The sequence below is a fragment of the Thalassotalea sp. HSM 43 genome, assembly GCF_004752005.1.
GTDB lineage: Bacteria > Pseudomonadota > Gammaproteobacteria > Enterobacterales > Alteromonadaceae > Thalassotalea_A.
Genome location: NZ_CP038493.1, coordinates 3,464,485 through 3,480,575 on the forward strand (window position 1 = coordinate 3,464,485; position 16,091 = coordinate 3,480,575).

At 44.4% G+C, this 16,091-nt stretch carries 12 protein-coding genes; all 12 read left to right on the plus strand.

All coding sequences use genetic code 11. The features are described 5' to 3' along the window. Positions 1-91: 91 nt before the first annotated feature. Positions 92-739 carry an ANTAR domain-containing response regulator gene (locus E2K93_RS15215; RefSeq protein ID WP_228445349.1) on the plus strand — a complete coding sequence of 216 codons (648 nt, stop codon included), beginning with the start codon at positions 92-94 and terminating at the stop codon, positions 737-739. A gap of 2 nt (positions 740-741) precedes the next feature. Beyond that, positions 742-1,857: a CmpA/NrtA family ABC transporter substrate-binding protein gene (locus E2K93_RS15220; protein WP_135439912.1), complete on the plus strand. Its 1,116-nt coding sequence runs from the start codon at positions 742-744 to the stop codon at positions 1,855-1,857. Between the two features lie 404 nt (positions 1,858-2,261). After that, complete coding sequence (locus E2K93_RS15225; protein WP_135439913.1) at positions 2,262-3,659, plus strand: CmpA/NrtA family ABC transporter substrate-binding protein; 1,398 nt, start codon at positions 2,262-2,264, stop codon at positions 3,657-3,659. A 104-nt stretch (positions 3,660-3,763) separates the two neighbouring features. After that, the gene (locus tag E2K93_RS15230; RefSeq protein ID WP_189637920.1) at positions 3,764-4,702 is read left to right on the plus strand and encodes an ABC transporter permease; all 939 of its coding nucleotides are present in this window, start codon (positions 3,764-3,766) and stop codon (positions 4,700-4,702) included. A gap of 31 nt (positions 4,703-4,733) precedes the next feature. Then, positions 4,734-5,588, plus strand: coding sequence for an ABC transporter ATP-binding protein (locus E2K93_RS15235; RefSeq protein ID WP_135439915.1), 855 nt, complete (start codon positions 4,734-4,736; stop codon positions 5,586-5,588). 41 nt (positions 5,589-5,629) lie between these two features. Beyond that, on the plus strand, positions 5,630-6,853 hold the full coding sequence (locus tag E2K93_RS15240; RefSeq protein WP_135439916.1) for an alginate export family protein: 1,224 nt from the start codon (positions 5,630-5,632) through the stop codon (positions 6,851-6,853). A gap of 61 nt (positions 6,854-6,914) precedes the next feature. Further along, positions 6,915-9,461, plus strand: coding sequence for a nitrite reductase large subunit NirB (gene nirB / locus E2K93_RS15245; protein WP_228445351.1), 2,547 nt, complete (start codon positions 6,915-6,917; stop codon positions 9,459-9,461). Positions 9,462-9,493: 32 nt separating this feature from the next. Next, positions 9,494-9,850, plus strand: a complete 357-nt coding sequence (nirD, locus tag E2K93_RS15250; RefSeq protein ID WP_135439917.1) for a nitrite reductase small subunit NirD — start codon at positions 9,494-9,496, stop codon at positions 9,848-9,850. A gap of 17 nt (positions 9,851-9,867) precedes the next feature. Then, positions 9,868-12,642 carry a molybdopterin-dependent oxidoreductase gene (locus E2K93_RS15255; protein WP_135439918.1) on the plus strand — a complete coding sequence of 925 codons (2,775 nt, stop codon included), beginning with the start codon at positions 9,868-9,870 and terminating at the stop codon, positions 12,640-12,642. After that, a complete protein-coding gene (gene cobA, locus E2K93_RS15260) occupies positions 12,639-13,553 on the plus strand; it encodes a uroporphyrinogen-III C-methyltransferase (protein WP_189637791.1) in 915 nt (304 codons plus the stop codon). The genes E2K93_RS15255 and cobA overlap by 4 nt, the downstream gene beginning before the upstream one ends. A 292-nt stretch (positions 13,554-13,845) precedes the next feature. Continuing rightward, a complete protein-coding gene (gene sucC / locus E2K93_RS15265; RefSeq protein WP_135439920.1) occupies positions 13,846-15,012 on the plus strand; it encodes an ADP-forming succinate--CoA ligase subunit beta in 1,167 nt (388 codons plus the stop codon). Then, the gene (sucD, locus tag E2K93_RS15270; RefSeq protein WP_135439921.1) at positions 15,012-15,884 is read left to right on the plus strand and encodes a succinate--CoA ligase subunit alpha; all 873 of its coding nucleotides are present in this window, start codon (positions 15,012-15,014) and stop codon (positions 15,882-15,884) included. The genes sucC and sucD overlap by 1 nt, the downstream gene beginning before the upstream one ends. Positions 15,885-16,091: the final 207 nt, after the last annotated feature.

Consider the following 16,091-nt stretch of genomic DNA (forward strand, 5'->3'; position numbering starts at 1 on the left):
TTTTAAGTGAATTGATATCAAGAATGTCGCTTAATGCCCTGTAAAATATAGGTTTTGTTGGTTGGCACAAAGTTTGAATAGTAATGGCTAGTTGTCGCAATTTTCTATTTTGTATATGAAAAACAACAATACCTTATCCATTACAAATAAATTAAAAGTGCTATTGGTAGAAACAGACCATGAAAAAGCGCAGGTCCTTCAGGATGCCTTGAAGCGTGCCTATTATGAAATTGAGCGAGTCAGCATTGGTGGCATGTCACTGTTAAAGCAAGTGGAGCAATCACAGCCCGATATCATTATTATCGATATGGAATCTCCCGACCGTGACATGTTGGAAAGTTTGAACCGCATTTCCCACGCCGCACCTAAACCTGTGGTGATGTTTTCTGAGCAAGAAGATGAGTCGACCATCAATCAATTGGTCAAATCCGGTGTAAGCGCCTATGTTATCGGCGGTATTGAGAAAGCCCGGGTTAAGTCCATCGTTGATATCGCTGTCGCCCGTTTTGGCGAATATCAAAACCTGCGTAACGAACTCAAAGTAACCAAGCAAAAGCTGTCGTCACAAAAGAACATTGAAAAAGCGAAATTGTGGTTGATGCAATCACGTAACATGAATGAAAACGATGCTTATCACTTTTTACGCAAAACCGCGATGGATAACAGCCAACGAGTGGAGGATGTCGCCAAAAACATGTTGGCAATGGCCTCCATGTTTAGCAAAGAGGGAGTTAGCTGATCATGAACCACGGACACTTTACGTCAATGCCAACACCACAATGCAAAATAGGCTTTATGCCATTAACGGATTGCGCGCCATTAGTGGTTGCCAAAGAACTCGGGTTTTTTAAAGAATTTGGCCTTGATGTCGAATTGGTAAAGCAAAACTCCTGGGCCAGTATGCGAGATAAGTTATCGGCTGGTGTCATTGATATGGGCCAGTTGTTGGCGCCAATGCCGTTGGCAGGGGCGTTAGGTCTTGATAAACAATGTGAAAACTTGATTGCACCGTTTGTGCTTAGCCGCAATGGTAATGCCATTACCATCAGTCGTGATTTACATACAAAAAGCGCCATAGGTTTGAATTTTCATCAAGGCTCGGAAGCCAGTTACTTAAAACCGCTGATCCATGAGTTAAAACAAAAAGGCGAAAAACTCACGTTTGCAACCGTCTACCCATACAGTTGTCACTATCTGCAATTGCAAAGTTATTTTCAGCAAGCGGGTATTGCGCAGAGTGATGTCAATATCGTTATCATCTCCCCGAGTAACATGGTCAGTGCGCTACGCCAAGGTGATATCGATGGCTTTTGTGTTGGCGGACCTTACAACGCCAAAGCCGTGCGCGAAGGTATTGGCGTTACGGTGGCGACATCAATCGATATTTGGCCGGATTTACCGGAAAAAGTTTTGGCGTTTAAAAAGCATTGGTATTTGCAGCAACCGGATACCGCCTACGCGCTATTAAAAGCAGTGCAGCGCGCTTGTCGCTGGTTAGAAGTAACGGCTAATCGATTCGAAGCGGCGAGAATGCTTAGCAAGCGTGATTATCTAAATACCGCAATCGATATTATTGCCCCAAGTTTATTAGGCAGTTGTCTGACATTTCCGGGCGCGGAGCCGCGCAGCGTGCCAGCGTATAATCGCTTTACTTGCTGTCATGAACAGGGCAGTAATCGACCTGATAATCATGATATGAGTCAGCTGTATCGATACTTTAAATTAAGCTTTGCTGATCAGCTTGACCAAAAACGTTTACTGCAGCTGAAGTTGGAAGATATTTACAGCACAGCGCTATACGACCGTTCAACGAATTGGCGTATGCAAAGCAACTCAGCTTTACGGTTAGTTAAGTAGGTAGTGCACCAAAACGGGTAATTGCTGCTGCAATATAAAGCGAAAAGCAAAATATAAACTTTTTAAATTTTTTTAATGCCTTGTATTATATGGTTTTTATTACTTGGCACAGTATCTGCTTAGTATTAATAGTCGGTTGATGATAAACGAATCATCAATTGGCACAACGTGGTGACCACAATGGCATCACAGATTCACAATAAGAGAATCAATAAAAGTCGTTGATGACCTCAACAGCGAGGGTTGGCGACAAAGCAAGTTAAACGTATAACTTGCGCATAACAATTTAACGAAACTAATTTAACTGCAACGGCGTAGTTTCCGATTAGTTTGGCATAGCAGCCTGTCAGATCCCGATTTGTGGATGTGACGGGCTTTTTGTTTTTTTAATCTGAGGAAATGTAATGAAACATTCATGGAAAAAAATACATAAGCACGTATGTCAGGCCGTATTGGCGGCGTCAGTTGCTTTGACATCACTAAGTGCTATGGCTAAGGCTGATAAAATTGAACTGGGTTACCCTGAAAAGGAAGAGCTTAAGTTTGGCTTTATCAAATTGACCGATATGGCACCTATTGCCATCGCATACGAAAAAGGCTTTTTTGAAGATGAAGGCTTGTATGTCACCATCGAAGCGCAAGCGAACTGGAAAGTCTTACTTGACGGTGTTATTGACGGTCGATTGGACGGTGCTCACATGTTGGCCGGTCAACCAATAGCTGCGACTATCGGTTATGGTACTGAGGCAGAAATCATCACCCCGTTTTCGATGGACTTAAACGGTAACGGCATCACTGTATCGAATGATATTTGGCGTCAAATGAAAGTCAATATTCCAAAAATGGCTGATGGTCGTCCGGTACACCCAATAAAAGCCGATGCCTTAAAACCTGTGGTTGAGAAGTACGCAGATGAAGGTAAGCCATTTAATATGGGCATGGTATTCCCTGTCTCGACGCACAACTATGAATTGCGTTACTGGCTTGCCGCTGGTGGTATCCACCCTGGTTACTACGCACCACATAAAGGCGACACCTCTGGTCAATTAGACGCTGAAGTGTTGTTATCTGTGACACCACCACCACAAATGCCAGCGACCATGGAAGCAGGCACGATATACGGCTATTGCGTAGGCGAACCTTGGAACCAACAAGCAGTATTTAAAGGTATTGGTGTGCCAGTGGTAACCGATTATGAAATCTGGAAAGACAACCCAGAAAAGGTATTCGGTATCACTAAACAGTTTGCTGAAAAGTATCCAAATACCACTATTCGCCTTACTCGTGCGTTGATTCGTGCCGCAAAATGGCTTGATGAAAACAACAATGCCAATCGCCCTGAAGCGGTAAAAATATTAGCTCAATCAAACTATGTTGGTGCTGATGCTGAAGTAATTGCCAATTCTATGACAGGTACCTTCGAATATGAGAAGGGCGATAAACGTGAGGTTCCAGACTTTAATGTCTTCTTCCGTTACAACGCGACCTACCCATATTATTCAGACGCTATCTGGTACTTAACGCAAATGCGTCGTTGGGGCCAAATTGACAGTGACAAGCCTGACAGCTGGTACATGGACGTCGCTAAGAAAGTCTATCGCCCAGATATCTATGAGAAAGCAGCGCAGTCATTAATTGATGAAAAATTAATGTCTAGCTCAGACTTCCCAACGTTAGCGAATGAAGACGGTTTTAGAGACCCTCAAACCCACTTTATTGATGGCATTGTCTATGACGGAACCAAACCAAACGAATACATCAATAAATTTTCAATCGGCTTAAAAGCTGGCGATAAGATTTAACACTAACTAGGCCCGGAGACGTACCAATGAGCTTATTAATCGCAAAAATCGTAAATACAAAACTGGCAGATGTTGGCTTTTTTAATCGCAACCAACAGTTCGAAATGTCAGCAAAGCTTGGCCAACAATTGACCGCCATGCTGATGCCTTTGGTTGGTGTACTTTGTTTTTTGTTTATTTGGTCATTGTCGGCCAGTCAAATTGAGACGTCTTTGGGCAAATTTCCAGGACCAGGTGCTGTCGTCACTCAAGTCGGAAATTTATATAACGAACATGTTAGTGAACGAGGTAAAGAAGAGGCGTTTTATCAGCGCCAAGAAAAACGTAATGCCGAACGTCTGGCCAAAGACCCAAGTTATGTTGTCAAAGTAAGAGCCTACACAGGTAAAGAGACCTTTGTCGATCAAATTGCAACCAGTCTTATTACCGTATTAGCAGGCTTTTTATTGGCAGCTGTTCTCGCCATTCCACTGGGGATTGCTATCGGACTGAGCAAAGCATTGAACAGTGCTATCAACCCGATGATCCAAATCTTTAAACCGGTGTCGCCTCTAGCGTGGCTGCCTTTGGTCACTATGGTTGTGAGTGCGGTTTATGTGTCAAACGATCCGTTGTTTGCTAAGTCATTTATCAACTCGATGATCACCGTCACCTTGTGTTGTTTGTGGCCAATGATCATTCAAACCTCTGTTGGTGTTGCGTCATTAAACAGTGACTGGATCAACGTATCTAGAGTGTTACGTCTTCCGGCGTTAACTCACGTGCGCAAGATTGTTTTACCGGCGACGATACCTGCTATTTTCACTGGCATGCGTACCTCGTTAGGTATTGCTTGGATGGTATTAATTGCCGCAGAAATGCTGGCGCAAAACCCTGGCCTTGGCAAGTTTGTTTGGGATGAGTTTCAAAATGGTAGTTCCCAATCATTGTCTCGCATCATGACCGCCGTATTTGTTATCGGCTTAATCGGCTATATGTTGGACCGCGGCATGTTGCTATTACAGCGCTGGTTGTCATGGGACAAAGCAAGTGCAAGTCGTTAATCAATTTCATACAGGCTTAAAGGAGTAACAGATGAGTAGCTTTTTAGATATCAGCAAAATAGACATGGTGTTTCCTACGCCAAAAGGTGACTTTACTGCGTTGAAAGATGTCGATCTGAAAATCAATAAAGGTGAATTTATTTCCCTAATTGGTCACTCAGGCTGCGGCAAATCAACAGTATTAAATGTCGTTGCCGGTTTATATCAGGCAAGCAAAGGCGGGGTACTGCTGAATAATCGTCATGTGCTTGAACCAGGTCCAGAACGTGCTGTTGTTTTTCAAAACCATTCATTGCTGCCTTGGTTAACGGCATATGAGAATGTCGAGCTAGCGGTTAAGCAAGTCTTTAGTGACACAATGAATGCCGCACAAATGAAAGAGTGGATAAAACACAATCTGAAACTTGTGCATATGGAACATGCCATGCACAAACGACCAGACGAAATATCCGGTGGTATGAAACAACGCGTAGGTATTGCTCGTGCGTTATCTATGCAACCACAGGTTTTGTTAATGGATGAACCGTTTGGAGCTCTTGATGCGCTAACTCGTGCGCATATGCAAGACTCGTTAATGGAAATCCAAGATGAATTGAATAATACCGTGATCATGATCACCCATGATGTCGATGAAGCTGTACTACTGAGCGATCGAATCGTGATGATGACCAATGGTCCTGCCGCCACTGTAGGCGAAATTCTTGAGGTAACGTTGCCTCGCCCTCGCGACCGAATCGCACTCGCTAATGATCCAGAATACAACAGACTTCGCTCTGCTGTATTGACCTTCTTGTATGAGAAACAACGCAAGGTTGAGGTCATTGCTAATAAGGCTGCAACAACGGAAGGCGATACATCAACATCGCCAGATACCGAAGTTGCCTAAGATAAACGTTATCCAAGCATCAGCTTGTCAGGGAATACATTATGAAAATTAACAATAAAAATAACCATCGATATATACCACTTCTGGCCTTGTTGTCAGGTGTCGCCGTCACGCCGGTACACGCTGAACAAGCAAGCCCTAAAACAGCTGAAGAGAACAAGGCTAAAGCCTTTGTCGATTTTCGTCTGCGTTTTGAATCGGTTGACCAAGATAATGCATTAAAAGATGCCGAAGGTCTTACTTTACGAACCTTATTGCACTATCAAACCAAACAATTTAATGGCTTTAGTGCGGTCGTTGAATTTGAAGACTCAAGAAATGCTATGGGTGTTGAAGATTACAACGACACCATAGGTAATAACACCGAATATTCGGTAATAGCCGATCCAAACACCACAGAGCTGGATCAAGGCTTTGTGCAATACAAAGGCAAAGGTTTTACTGCCAAACTTGGTCGCCAAGTAATCACTTTTGACGGCCATCGCTATGTTGGTCATGTCGGCTGGCGTCAAGATAAACAAACCTTTGATGCGGCCAGTGTTAACTATAAAAGCGACGCATTATCGCTTAGTTATGCCTACTTAGATAAGCGCAATCGTATCTTTGCTGAAGAAAAAGACATTGACTCAAAAGATCATTTACTTAATGCCAGTTACAGCACCTCATTCGGTAAGTTTGTTGCCTATGGCTATTTATTGGAAATGGATAACGGTACAGACAATGCCCTTGATACTTATGGTGCCAGCTTTGATGGCAAGACCAAGTTGTTTTCAAAGCCAGTAAGTTATCGTGCCGAAATTGCAACGCAAACCATGGAAAGTGGCAATAGCGAATACGACGCTGAATACGCCAATGTCGAAGCCGGTATTGGCTTGGGTAAATTTACCGTTAAGTTAGGTTTTGAATCCCTTGGTAGTGATGATGGTGATTACGGCTTTAGTACACCGTTAGCAACGCTGCATAAATTTAATGGTTGGAGCGACCAATTTTTGTCAACGCCAGCACAAGGCTTAGATGATCTCTATGTCAGTGTATCCGGCAAATTATTGTCTGGTTCGGTGATGCTTGCCTATCACGATTTCAGTGCCAATGAAGAGGCCAATGGTGTCGATGACTTAGGTGATGAAATCAATATTTCATACGCGACTAAATTCATGAAAAATTTCAATGCCGGTATCAAGTTTGCGAACTATAGCGCCGGTGACAATGAAGCAGGCAAGGTAGATACCGACAAAGTGTGGATATGGGTTGGTGCTCGATTCTAAATATCGAGCATTAGATTCAGGCAGTTGTTGCTGTGCGGTAGGAAAAAATTAAGGAACAAAGATGTTAGAGAAAATGAAAATTGTCATTATTGGTAACGGTATGGTGGGGCACCACTGTGTTGAGCAGTTATTGGCTCAACAGCAGCTGGATGGTACACCGCGATTAGAGGTGACGGTATTGTCAGCGGAACCTCGATTGGCATACGACAGGGTTCATCTATCGGAGTTTTTTAGTGGTAAAAATGCCGACGATTTGGCCATGACCACGCCGCAGTCGTATCGCGATTTAGCGGTGGATTTTCGTGTTAATGCGAAAGTGACCAATATCGACAAGCAGCAACAATGTGTCACCACCGAAACGTCTGAACAATTTAGTTATGACAAGTTGATTATAGCCACCGGTTCGTACCCATTTGTGCCACCGATCCCTGGCTATCAACAAGAGCATTGTTTGGTTTATCGCACCATTGAAGATCTGCAAGCCATCGAACGAAGCGCAAAATCAAGCAAGGTTGGCGTGGTTATCGGCGGCGGTCTTTTGGGGTTAGAAGCGGCCAATGCGTTAAAACAAATTGGTCTTGAGACCCATGTGGTTGAGTTCGCACCGCAATTGATGGCAGTGCAACTTGATGGCGGTGGCGGTCAATTATTAAAAAATAAAATTGAAGAGTTAGGGGTAAAAGTTCATACCTCTAAGGCGACCGAAAATATCGCTAAAGGTGAGCAATGCCGTTATCAATTGCAGTTCGCCGATGGCAGTGTGTTAGAAACCGATTTGGTGTTATTTTCTGCCGGTATTCGACCATATGATGACTTGGCAAAGTCTACTGAATTAGCCGTTGGCGAGCGTGGCGGTATTGTCATTAACAATCAGTGTCAAACGTCCGACGAAAATATATACGCGATTGGTGAATGTGCACTGTGGAATAACTTTATTTTTGGTTTGGTTGCCCCGGGTTACGCCATGGCTAAAGTTGCTGCGAAACATATTTGTGGTGAGCAAGACAGCTTTACCGGTGCGGATATGAGCACCAAGCTTAAGCTGATGGGCGTTGATGTTGGCTCGATTGGCGATGCGCACGGAAAAACCGCTGGCAGCATGTCGTATACCTTTGATGACCAACCTAATGGCATCTACAAAAAGTTAATCGTCAGTGCCGATAAACAGAAATTACTCGGTGCGGTGTTGGTCGGAGATTGCAGCGATTACGACAGCTTATTGCAGTACATGTTAAACGGTATTGATTTACCTGACAGCCCTGAGTCGTTGATTTTACCAGCGACCGAAGGCAGCGTTACATTAGGTGCAAGTGCGTTACCCGATACCGCGACCATCTGTTCGTGTCATAACGTCAGCAAAGGCGACATTATAAATGCGGTAGAGCAGGGTTGTGCCGAACTTGGCCAAGTGAAAAGCTGTACCAAAGCCAGTACCGGCTGTGGTGGTTGTTCAGCGCTATTAAAAGATGTTTTTGAAACCGAACTTAGCGCCCGTGGTGTTGAGGTCAAAAAAGACATTTGTGAGCATTTTGCCTATTCGCGCCGTGAACTGTTTGATTTAATCAAGATTGAGAAAATTAAAACCTTTGATGAGTTACTAGAAAAGCATGGCAAAGGCTTGGGCTGTGAAGTGTGTAAGCCGACCACGGCGTCTATATTGGCATCGATTTATAACGAATATATTCTGCAAAAATTTCATCTACCGTTGCAGGACTCTAATGACAACTTCCTGGCTAACTTGCAAAAAGACGGCACCTACTCGGTTGTGCCTAGGGTTCCAGGTGGCGAAATAACCCCAGACAAATTGATTGTCATGGGCCAGGTGGCGAAAAAATACAACCTGTACACCAAGATCACCGGTGGTCAGCGTATTGACATGTTTGGTGCTCGGGTAGAGCAACTGCCACTGATTTGGCAAGAACTGATTGATGCGGGCTTTGAAACCGGTCATGCCTATGGTAAAGCGGTGCGTACCGTTAAATCATGTGTTGGTTCGACCTGGTGTCGTTTCGGCGTACAAGACTCGCTCGATATGGCGCTGTATATAGAGAATCGCTACAAAGGCATTCGCTCCCCGCATAAATTGAAATTTGCCGTATCTGGTTGTACTCGCGAGTGTGCTGAAGCACAAAGTAAAGATATCGGTGTAATCGCCACCGAGAATGGTTGGAACTTGTATGTGTGTGGTAACGGCGGTATGCGTCCTCGCCATGCGGATCTATTTGCCACCGATCTCGACGATAAAACCCTAATCCAATATATCGATCGCATCTTAATTTTTTATATCCAAACTGCTGATAGATTACAACGTACCTCGGTGTGGTTAGAGAGCTTAGAGGGTGGTCTAGATTACCTTAAACAAGTGATTATCGACGATAACCTAGGTTTGGGTGAAGACATGGAACAGCAGATGGCCGACATCGTTGGTAAGTACCAATGTGAATGGAAAACAACACTGGCCGACCCGATTGCTATGAAACGCTTTAAGTCTTTCGTAAATACCGAACAAGCAGATGACAACATCGTGTTTGTTAATGAACGAGAGCAGATTCGCCCGGCACGGGAAGAGGAAAAGGCCGAACGTATTGCTGTGGTTGTTGAACCGTAACGTGACGCCATTGATATCTCCAAGGAGCATTTATGACTGATATAAGTATCGCCAAAGCACATGATAAAAGCTGGTATGCGGTTTGTCCGAAAACCGAGTTATTAAAAGATGCAGGGGTATGTGCCTTACTCAAGCAACAACAAATCGCCATTTTTCATTTAGAACGACAACAGCAGTTATTTGCGGTGTCCAATTACGATCCCATTGGCAAAGCCATGGTGATATACCGAGGGATCTTAGGTTCGGTTAATGATGAACCGGTTATCGCCTCACCGTTATACAAACAACAATTTGCACTGACCGATGGTCGATGTTTGCAACAAGAAGACATGCAATTGCAAACCTTTGATGTTCGCATCGAAAACGACATGGTTGAAGTTTTGTTGTAACGGAGTATTGAGCTGATATGAGTGCAAGCAACAAGGGGTTTTATGGCGAGCGAAAACAAACAACCTGTGCCTATTGTGGTGTCGGTTGCGGACTCGATATAGAACTTCACAATGGCAAAGCGGTTAAATTACAAGGCGCTGAGTCTCATCCGGCAAATGCGGGAAGAACGTGTGTCAAAGGCACGCATCTGCTCGATACGTTGGGTGAACAAGGTCGCTTGCTTGCGCCACAAATCAATGAGCAAACCGTAAGCTGGAATCAGGCAACCGAATATGTCGCTGAAAGGTTTGCACAAACAATTGCCCAATACGGTGCCGACTCTGTGGCTTTTTATGTATCAGGGCAACTACTGACAGAAGACTACTACGTCGCCAATAAATTAATGAAAGGCTATATTGGCAGTGCCAATATCGACACCAATTCACGTTTATGTATGTCATCGGCCGTGGCTGGATACAAGCGTGCCTTTGGTGAAGATGTGGTGCCTTGTGATTACCGTGATCTTGAACAATGCGATGTGATTTTTCTGGTCGGCTCAAATGCCGCGTGGACCCATCCTGTATTGTTTCAACGTTTGCAGTTGGCGAAACAAAACAACCCAAACCTGACCATTGTCGTGCTTGATCCTAGAGTGACAGCCACATCTGAAATGGCTGATTTGCATTTACAGTTAGAGCCAGGCAGTGATGCTGGTTTTTATAATGGCTTGCTTGCCTATATCGCCTGCCAAGGTCTTATTAACAACCGTTTTGTCAGCGAACACACCGACGATTTGTTTGCCGCATTAGAAAAGGCCATTGCTTGGACGCCTGAAAAAGTCGCCTCATTTTGCCAATTGCCACTCGAGCAAGTGCAACAAGCGTTTCAATTATTTACCTCGACCGACAAGGTGGTCAGTTTTTATTCGATGGGCATCAACCAATCAAATTCAGGTGTCGATAAATGTAATGCCATCATCAATTGCCATTTAGCGACGGCGACTTTAGGCAAACCGGGCTGTGGTCCGTTTTCGATTACCGGACAGCCAAATGCCATGGGCGGGCGAGAGGTTGGTGGCTTAAGCAATCAGCTTACCGCACACCTTGATATCGATAATGCAGAGCACCGCTCATTAGTGCAGAATTTTTGGCAATCACCAGTCATTGCCGATAAAGCCGGTGCCAGTGCAACGCACATCATTGATAAAATGTTATCGGGTAAAATCAAAGCCATTTGGATTATGGCGACTAATCCTGTTGTCAGTTTGCCTGAAGGCGATAAAGTTATCCAAGCACTGCAACAGTGCGATTTGGTGGTGGTGTCTGACTGCGTCGACAAAAATGACACCTTGGCATACGCCAACGTTAAGTTTCCAGCGACCGGTTGGCTTGAAAAAAATGGTACTGTGACCAATTCTGAACGCTGTATTTCTCGCCAACGGGGCATGATTGAGGCGCCCGGTCAGGCTAAGCATGATTGGCAAATTATCTGTGATGTCGCCAAAGCGATGAATTTCTCAGGCTTTGACTATCAACATCCACAGCAAATATTTGATGAGTTTTGTCGTTTGTCGGGTGAGAAAAATCAAGGTCAGCGCTTGTTTGATATCAGTGCCATGCAATGTCATAGCATTGAGCAATACGACACACTTAAACCACAACAATGGCCATTAAAGACGAATAAAATCGGTCAACTGCAGTATCACAGACCGTTTAGTGATGGCCGTTTTTCAACAACAAACGGCAAAGCACGTTTTATTGCCGTGACCCCGGTATTACCTGAATTGACGGCGCCTCAAGCCGCACCGCGCACTAAGGCACAGCAAGACACGCCATCTACAGCGCAAATATCATTATTGATTAATAGTGGTCGAGTGCGCGACCAGTGGCACACAATGACTCGCACCGCTCGTGCTCATCAACTTAACCGCCACACCAGCAGTCCGCAATTAAGCATCCATCCAACGGACGCGGCGCGACTTAATGTAGATGACGGCCAATTTATTGCACTGACATCGCGAGCTGAACGCGTGGTGCTGTCGGCACAAATTACCTCTGACGTAAAACCGGGCCAAGGTTTTATGCCGATTCATTGGAATAGACAGTTTGCTTCTCACGCTAATGCCGCCAGTTTATATCGCACCGTAGTCGACCCGGTATCGGCTCAACCTCAGAGTAAGCAAGTATTAGCGCACGCAAGTAAAGTCTTGGTCAGTGCTCAGCTGCATATCGCCATGACGACAGAATTGGCAGAGCAATTTGATGCCAATAGATTGTCTTTTTCACAGCGTTGTCCGCAACAAGGTTTCGTGCAATTTAGTTTATATCAAGAGCAGCAGAGCGATTGTGCTACTGAGTTGATTGACAGCTTACAAGATCAATTTAAAGCGCAACTTAAATGGCTGCGCTTGATGTCATCGGCAGATGGTCAGCAACGCTTAATTGCCATGCACGGCGACCAACTTGCAATCTACGTTGATTATCAAACGCTCGATAATAACGCGGTTACCGCACCACCCAATAGCCAATGGTTAAGTGAGTTATTTGCCCAGAATGAACTGCTAAATCAACATAAAACCGCACTATTGACCGGCCAAGTTGGCGACAAATTCGTTAATGGTGAGCAAGTGTGCAGTTGTTTCAATGTTTATCAAAAACACATAAGTCAGGCCATAGAGCAAGGCGCAAATACGGTGCAAGAGCTTGGCGAGAAGCTGCAATGTGGCACTGGCTGTGGCAGTTGCAAACCTGAATTAAGCCGCATGTTAGCGAGCGCCGATACAAACCTTATCGCAATGGAGAAATGCCAATGACACTTACCACGTTATTTAAAAACAACATCGATTTAGTGGCTGCGTTTCGTTCAGTAAAGCAAGCTATGACCGACAACATTAAACGCTTTTCATTGCCGCCAAAAACGGCATACAAAGACAAGCCTAGTCATGGCGCTAATGCGAAAGTGTATTTGATTGGCGCAGGGGCTGGTGATGCCGAATTGTTAACCCTTAAAGCCTATCGCATATTACAAAGTGCTGAGGTTATTTTGGTCGATTGGTTGGTTAACGAAGATATTTATCAATATTTCCCCAAACAGGCGGAAGTACTTTTTGTCGGTAAAAAGTGCGGCCAACATAGCTTAAAACAAGACCAGATTTGCCAGCTTCTGTTAGCGAAAGCTCAACAGGGTAAACGTGTCGTTCGCCTAAAAGGTGGTGATCCAAGTATCTTTGGTCGTCTTGCTGAAGAAACCTTAATCTTGCAGCAGCATAATATCGATTTTGCCGTTGTTCCCGGTATTACTGCAGCCACAGCGTGTGCTGCTTATTCTGGAATTCCATTAACCCATCGGGATTGCGCCCAGTCGGTTCGCTTTGTCACGGCGTCGTTGAAAAACAAAGACCAGGAAGCTAATTGGCGTTTATTGGCGCACGAACAAGACACATTAGTGTTCTATATGGGCCTTAATAAAGTCGCGACCATAAGCGACAGACTGATCGCTCACGGTATGCGAGATGACATGCCCATTGCCATCATTGATAAGGGCAGTTTGAGTGAGCAACAAGTGGTGTGCTCGACGTTGAGCAATATTGCCACCGATATGAGTAAGTATTCGCTGGCAGGGCCTGCATTGATCATCGTTGGCGAGGTTGTAAACAAGCGTCAATCGGTGAGTCTTGAGCTGCTTGATAGCCAAGCTATGCCCATGGAGCAAAAAAGCGCATAAATAGTCAACGACACTCGACTTGTCTTTGTCATAATAAATTCATCCAATCACACACCTTATTTTAACTCGTCAAACCACTTGCTGAGGGTGTCATATCGCCTGATTTTTCGGGGTTTTTCGGGAAATGTGTTGTGTAATGTAATGTTTCGTTATGAAACTGTTACATGGGGCTTTAAACTGCCGTGTTTTATCTATATAATCAGCGGCAAAATTATAAACGTTTAGTGTATTTACTCAATTTCTGTTGATTTTCATACACTAAGTTCATTTCATATAGCAATTGGGAAACACCATGAATTTGCATGAGTATCAAGCGAAACAATTATTCGCTGAATATGGTTTACCAGTTTCTGAAGGTTTCGCATGCGATACCCCTCAAGAAGCTGCAGAGGCTGCTGACAAGATCGGCGGTGATATGTGGGTTGTAAAAGCTCAGGTTCACGCTGGTGGTCGCGGTAAGGCTGGCGGTGTTAAGCTAGTAAGCTCAAAAGAAGAAATCAAAGAGTTCGCACAAAACTGGTTAGGTAAAAACCTAGTTACTTATCAAACAGATGCAAATGGTCAGCCAGTTGCTAAAATCTTAGTTGAAAGCTGTACTGACATCGCTAACGAATTATACCTAGGTGCTGTTGTAGACCGTGGTTCTCGTCGCGTAGTATTCATGGCATCAACTGAAGGTGGTGTTGATATTGAAACGGTTGCAGAAGAAACTCCGCACCTAATCCACAAGGCTGCTATCGATCCACTAGTTGGTCCTCAAGCTTACCAAGCACGTGAACTAGGTTTCAAACTTGGTTTAAACCCAACTCAAATGAAGCAATTTGTTAAAATCTTCATGGGTTTAGGCAACATGTTTACGGATCACGATTTCGATCTACTAGAAATCAACCCATTAGTTGTAACAGAAGAAGGTAACCTTCACTGTTTAGACGGTAAAATCGGCGTTGACTCAAACGCGCTTTACCGCCAACCAAAAATCCGTACTTTCCACGATCCATCTCAAGAAGATGAGCGTGAAGCACATGCGGCACAGTGGGAATTAAACTACGTAGCTCTAGACGGTAACGTTGGTTGTATGGTTAACGGTGCTGGTCTTGCTATGGGTACCATGGATATCGTCAACCTACACGGTGGCAAGCCTGCTAACTTCCTTGATGTTGGTGGTGGCGCGACTAAAGAACGTGTTGCAGAAGCATTCAAAATCATCCTTTCTGATGACAACGTTTCAGCTGTATTAGTAAACATCTTCGGTGGTATCGTTCGTTGTGACATGATCGCAGAAGGTATCATTGGTGCTGTTAAAGAAGTAGGCGTGAACGTTCCTGTTGTTGTACGTCTTGAAGGTACTAACGCTGAAGCTGGCCGTGAAGTATTAGCTAACTCTGATGTTGATATCATCGCTGCTGAATCATTAACCGACGCTGCTACAAAAGTAGTTGCTGCTGCGGAGGGCAAATAATGTCTGTATTAATTAACAAAGATACTAAAGTTATCTGTCAAGGTTTCACTGGTGGTCAAGGTACTTTCCACTCTGAGCAAGCAATTGCATACGGTACGCAAATGGTTGGTGGTGTATCACCAGGCAAAGGCGGCCAAGAGCACTTAGGTCTTCCTGTATTCAACACAGTACGTGAAGCGGTTGAAGCAACTGGTGCAACAGCAACAGTTATCTACGTTCCAGCGCCATTTTGTAAAGATGCTATCTTAGAAGCTATCGATGCTGGTATCGAACTAATCGTTACTATCACTGAAGGTATTCCTACGCTAGACATGCTTGACGTTAAAGTTAAGCTTGAAGAAACTGGCGTTCGCATGATCGGTCCTAACTGTCCAGGTGTTATCACTCCGGGCGAGTCAAAGATTGGTATCATGCCAGGTCACATCCACAAGCCAGGTAAAGTAGGTATCGTATCTCGTTCAGGTACGCTTACGTATGAAGCCGTTAAGCAAACAACAGATGCTGGTTTCGGTCAGTCTTCATGTGTTGGTATTGGTGGTGACCCTATCCCAGGTACTAACTTCATTGACGTACTTGAGATGTTCGAAAACGACCCTCAAACTGAAGCTATCGTTATGATCGGTGAGATCGGCGGTACAGCTGAAGAAGAAGCGGCTGAGTACATTAAAGCGAATGTAACTAAGCCTGTTGTTTCTTACATTGCTGGTGTTACTGCGCCTGCTGGTAAGCGTATGGGCCATGCTGGTGCCATCATCGCTGGTGGTAAAGGTACTGCAGACGACAAATTCGCAGCACTAGAAGCTGCTGGTGTTAAAACGGTACGCAGCCTAGCTGACATCGGTGTAGCACTTAAAGAGAAAACAGGCTGGTAATCACCTCCTGTTTTTAGAAAAAGGTCGCGTAAGCGGCCTTTTTTATGCCCGCGTTTTTCTTAAGACAGTTTCAAGGGGTCAGAACACTTGAAACTTACTTTTACTGTTCAAGGGGGCTGTACACTCATAGAGTTGCGCGTAATCACTTCATTCGACTTTCTCCTAGGCTATTCTAGAACAATCATAAGAAGATTAAAAAGTAAGTTA

Coding starts and splice junctions, on each gene's coding strand:
- E2K93_RS15220 (WP_135439912.1), top strand. CDS start 742: ATGAACCACGGACACTTTACGTCAATGCCAACACCACAATGCAAAATA.
- sucC (WP_135439920.1), top strand. CDS start 13,846: ATGAATTTGCATGAGTATCAAGCGAAACAATTATTCGCTGAATATGGT.
- E2K93_RS15255 (WP_135439918.1), top strand. CDS start 9,868: ATGAGTGCAAGCAACAAGGGGTTTTATGGCGAGCGAAAACAAACAACC.
- nirD (WP_135439917.1), top strand. CDS start 9,494: ATGACTGATATAAGTATCGCCAAAGCACATGATAAAAGCTGGTATGCG.
- E2K93_RS15240 (WP_135439916.1), top strand. CDS start 5,630: ATGAAAATTAACAATAAAAATAACCATCGATATATACCACTTCTGGCC.
- E2K93_RS15235 (WP_135439915.1), top strand. CDS start 4,734: ATGAGTAGCTTTTTAGATATCAGCAAAATAGACATGGTGTTTCCTACG.
- nirB (WP_228445351.1), top strand. CDS start 6,915: ATGTTAGAGAAAATGAAAATTGTCATTATTGGTAACGGTATGGTGGGG.
- cobA (WP_189637791.1), top strand. CDS start 12,639: ATGACACTTACCACGTTATTTAAAAACAACATCGATTTAGTGGCTGCG.
- sucD (WP_135439921.1), top strand. CDS start 15,012: ATGTCTGTATTAATTAACAAAGATACTAAAGTTATCTGTCAAGGTTTC.
- E2K93_RS15225 (WP_135439913.1), top strand. CDS start 2,262: ATGAAACATTCATGGAAAAAAATACATAAGCACGTATGTCAGGCCGTA.
- E2K93_RS15230 (WP_189637920.1), top strand. CDS start 3,764: ATGTCAGCAAAGCTTGGCCAACAATTGACCGCCATGCTGATGCCTTTG.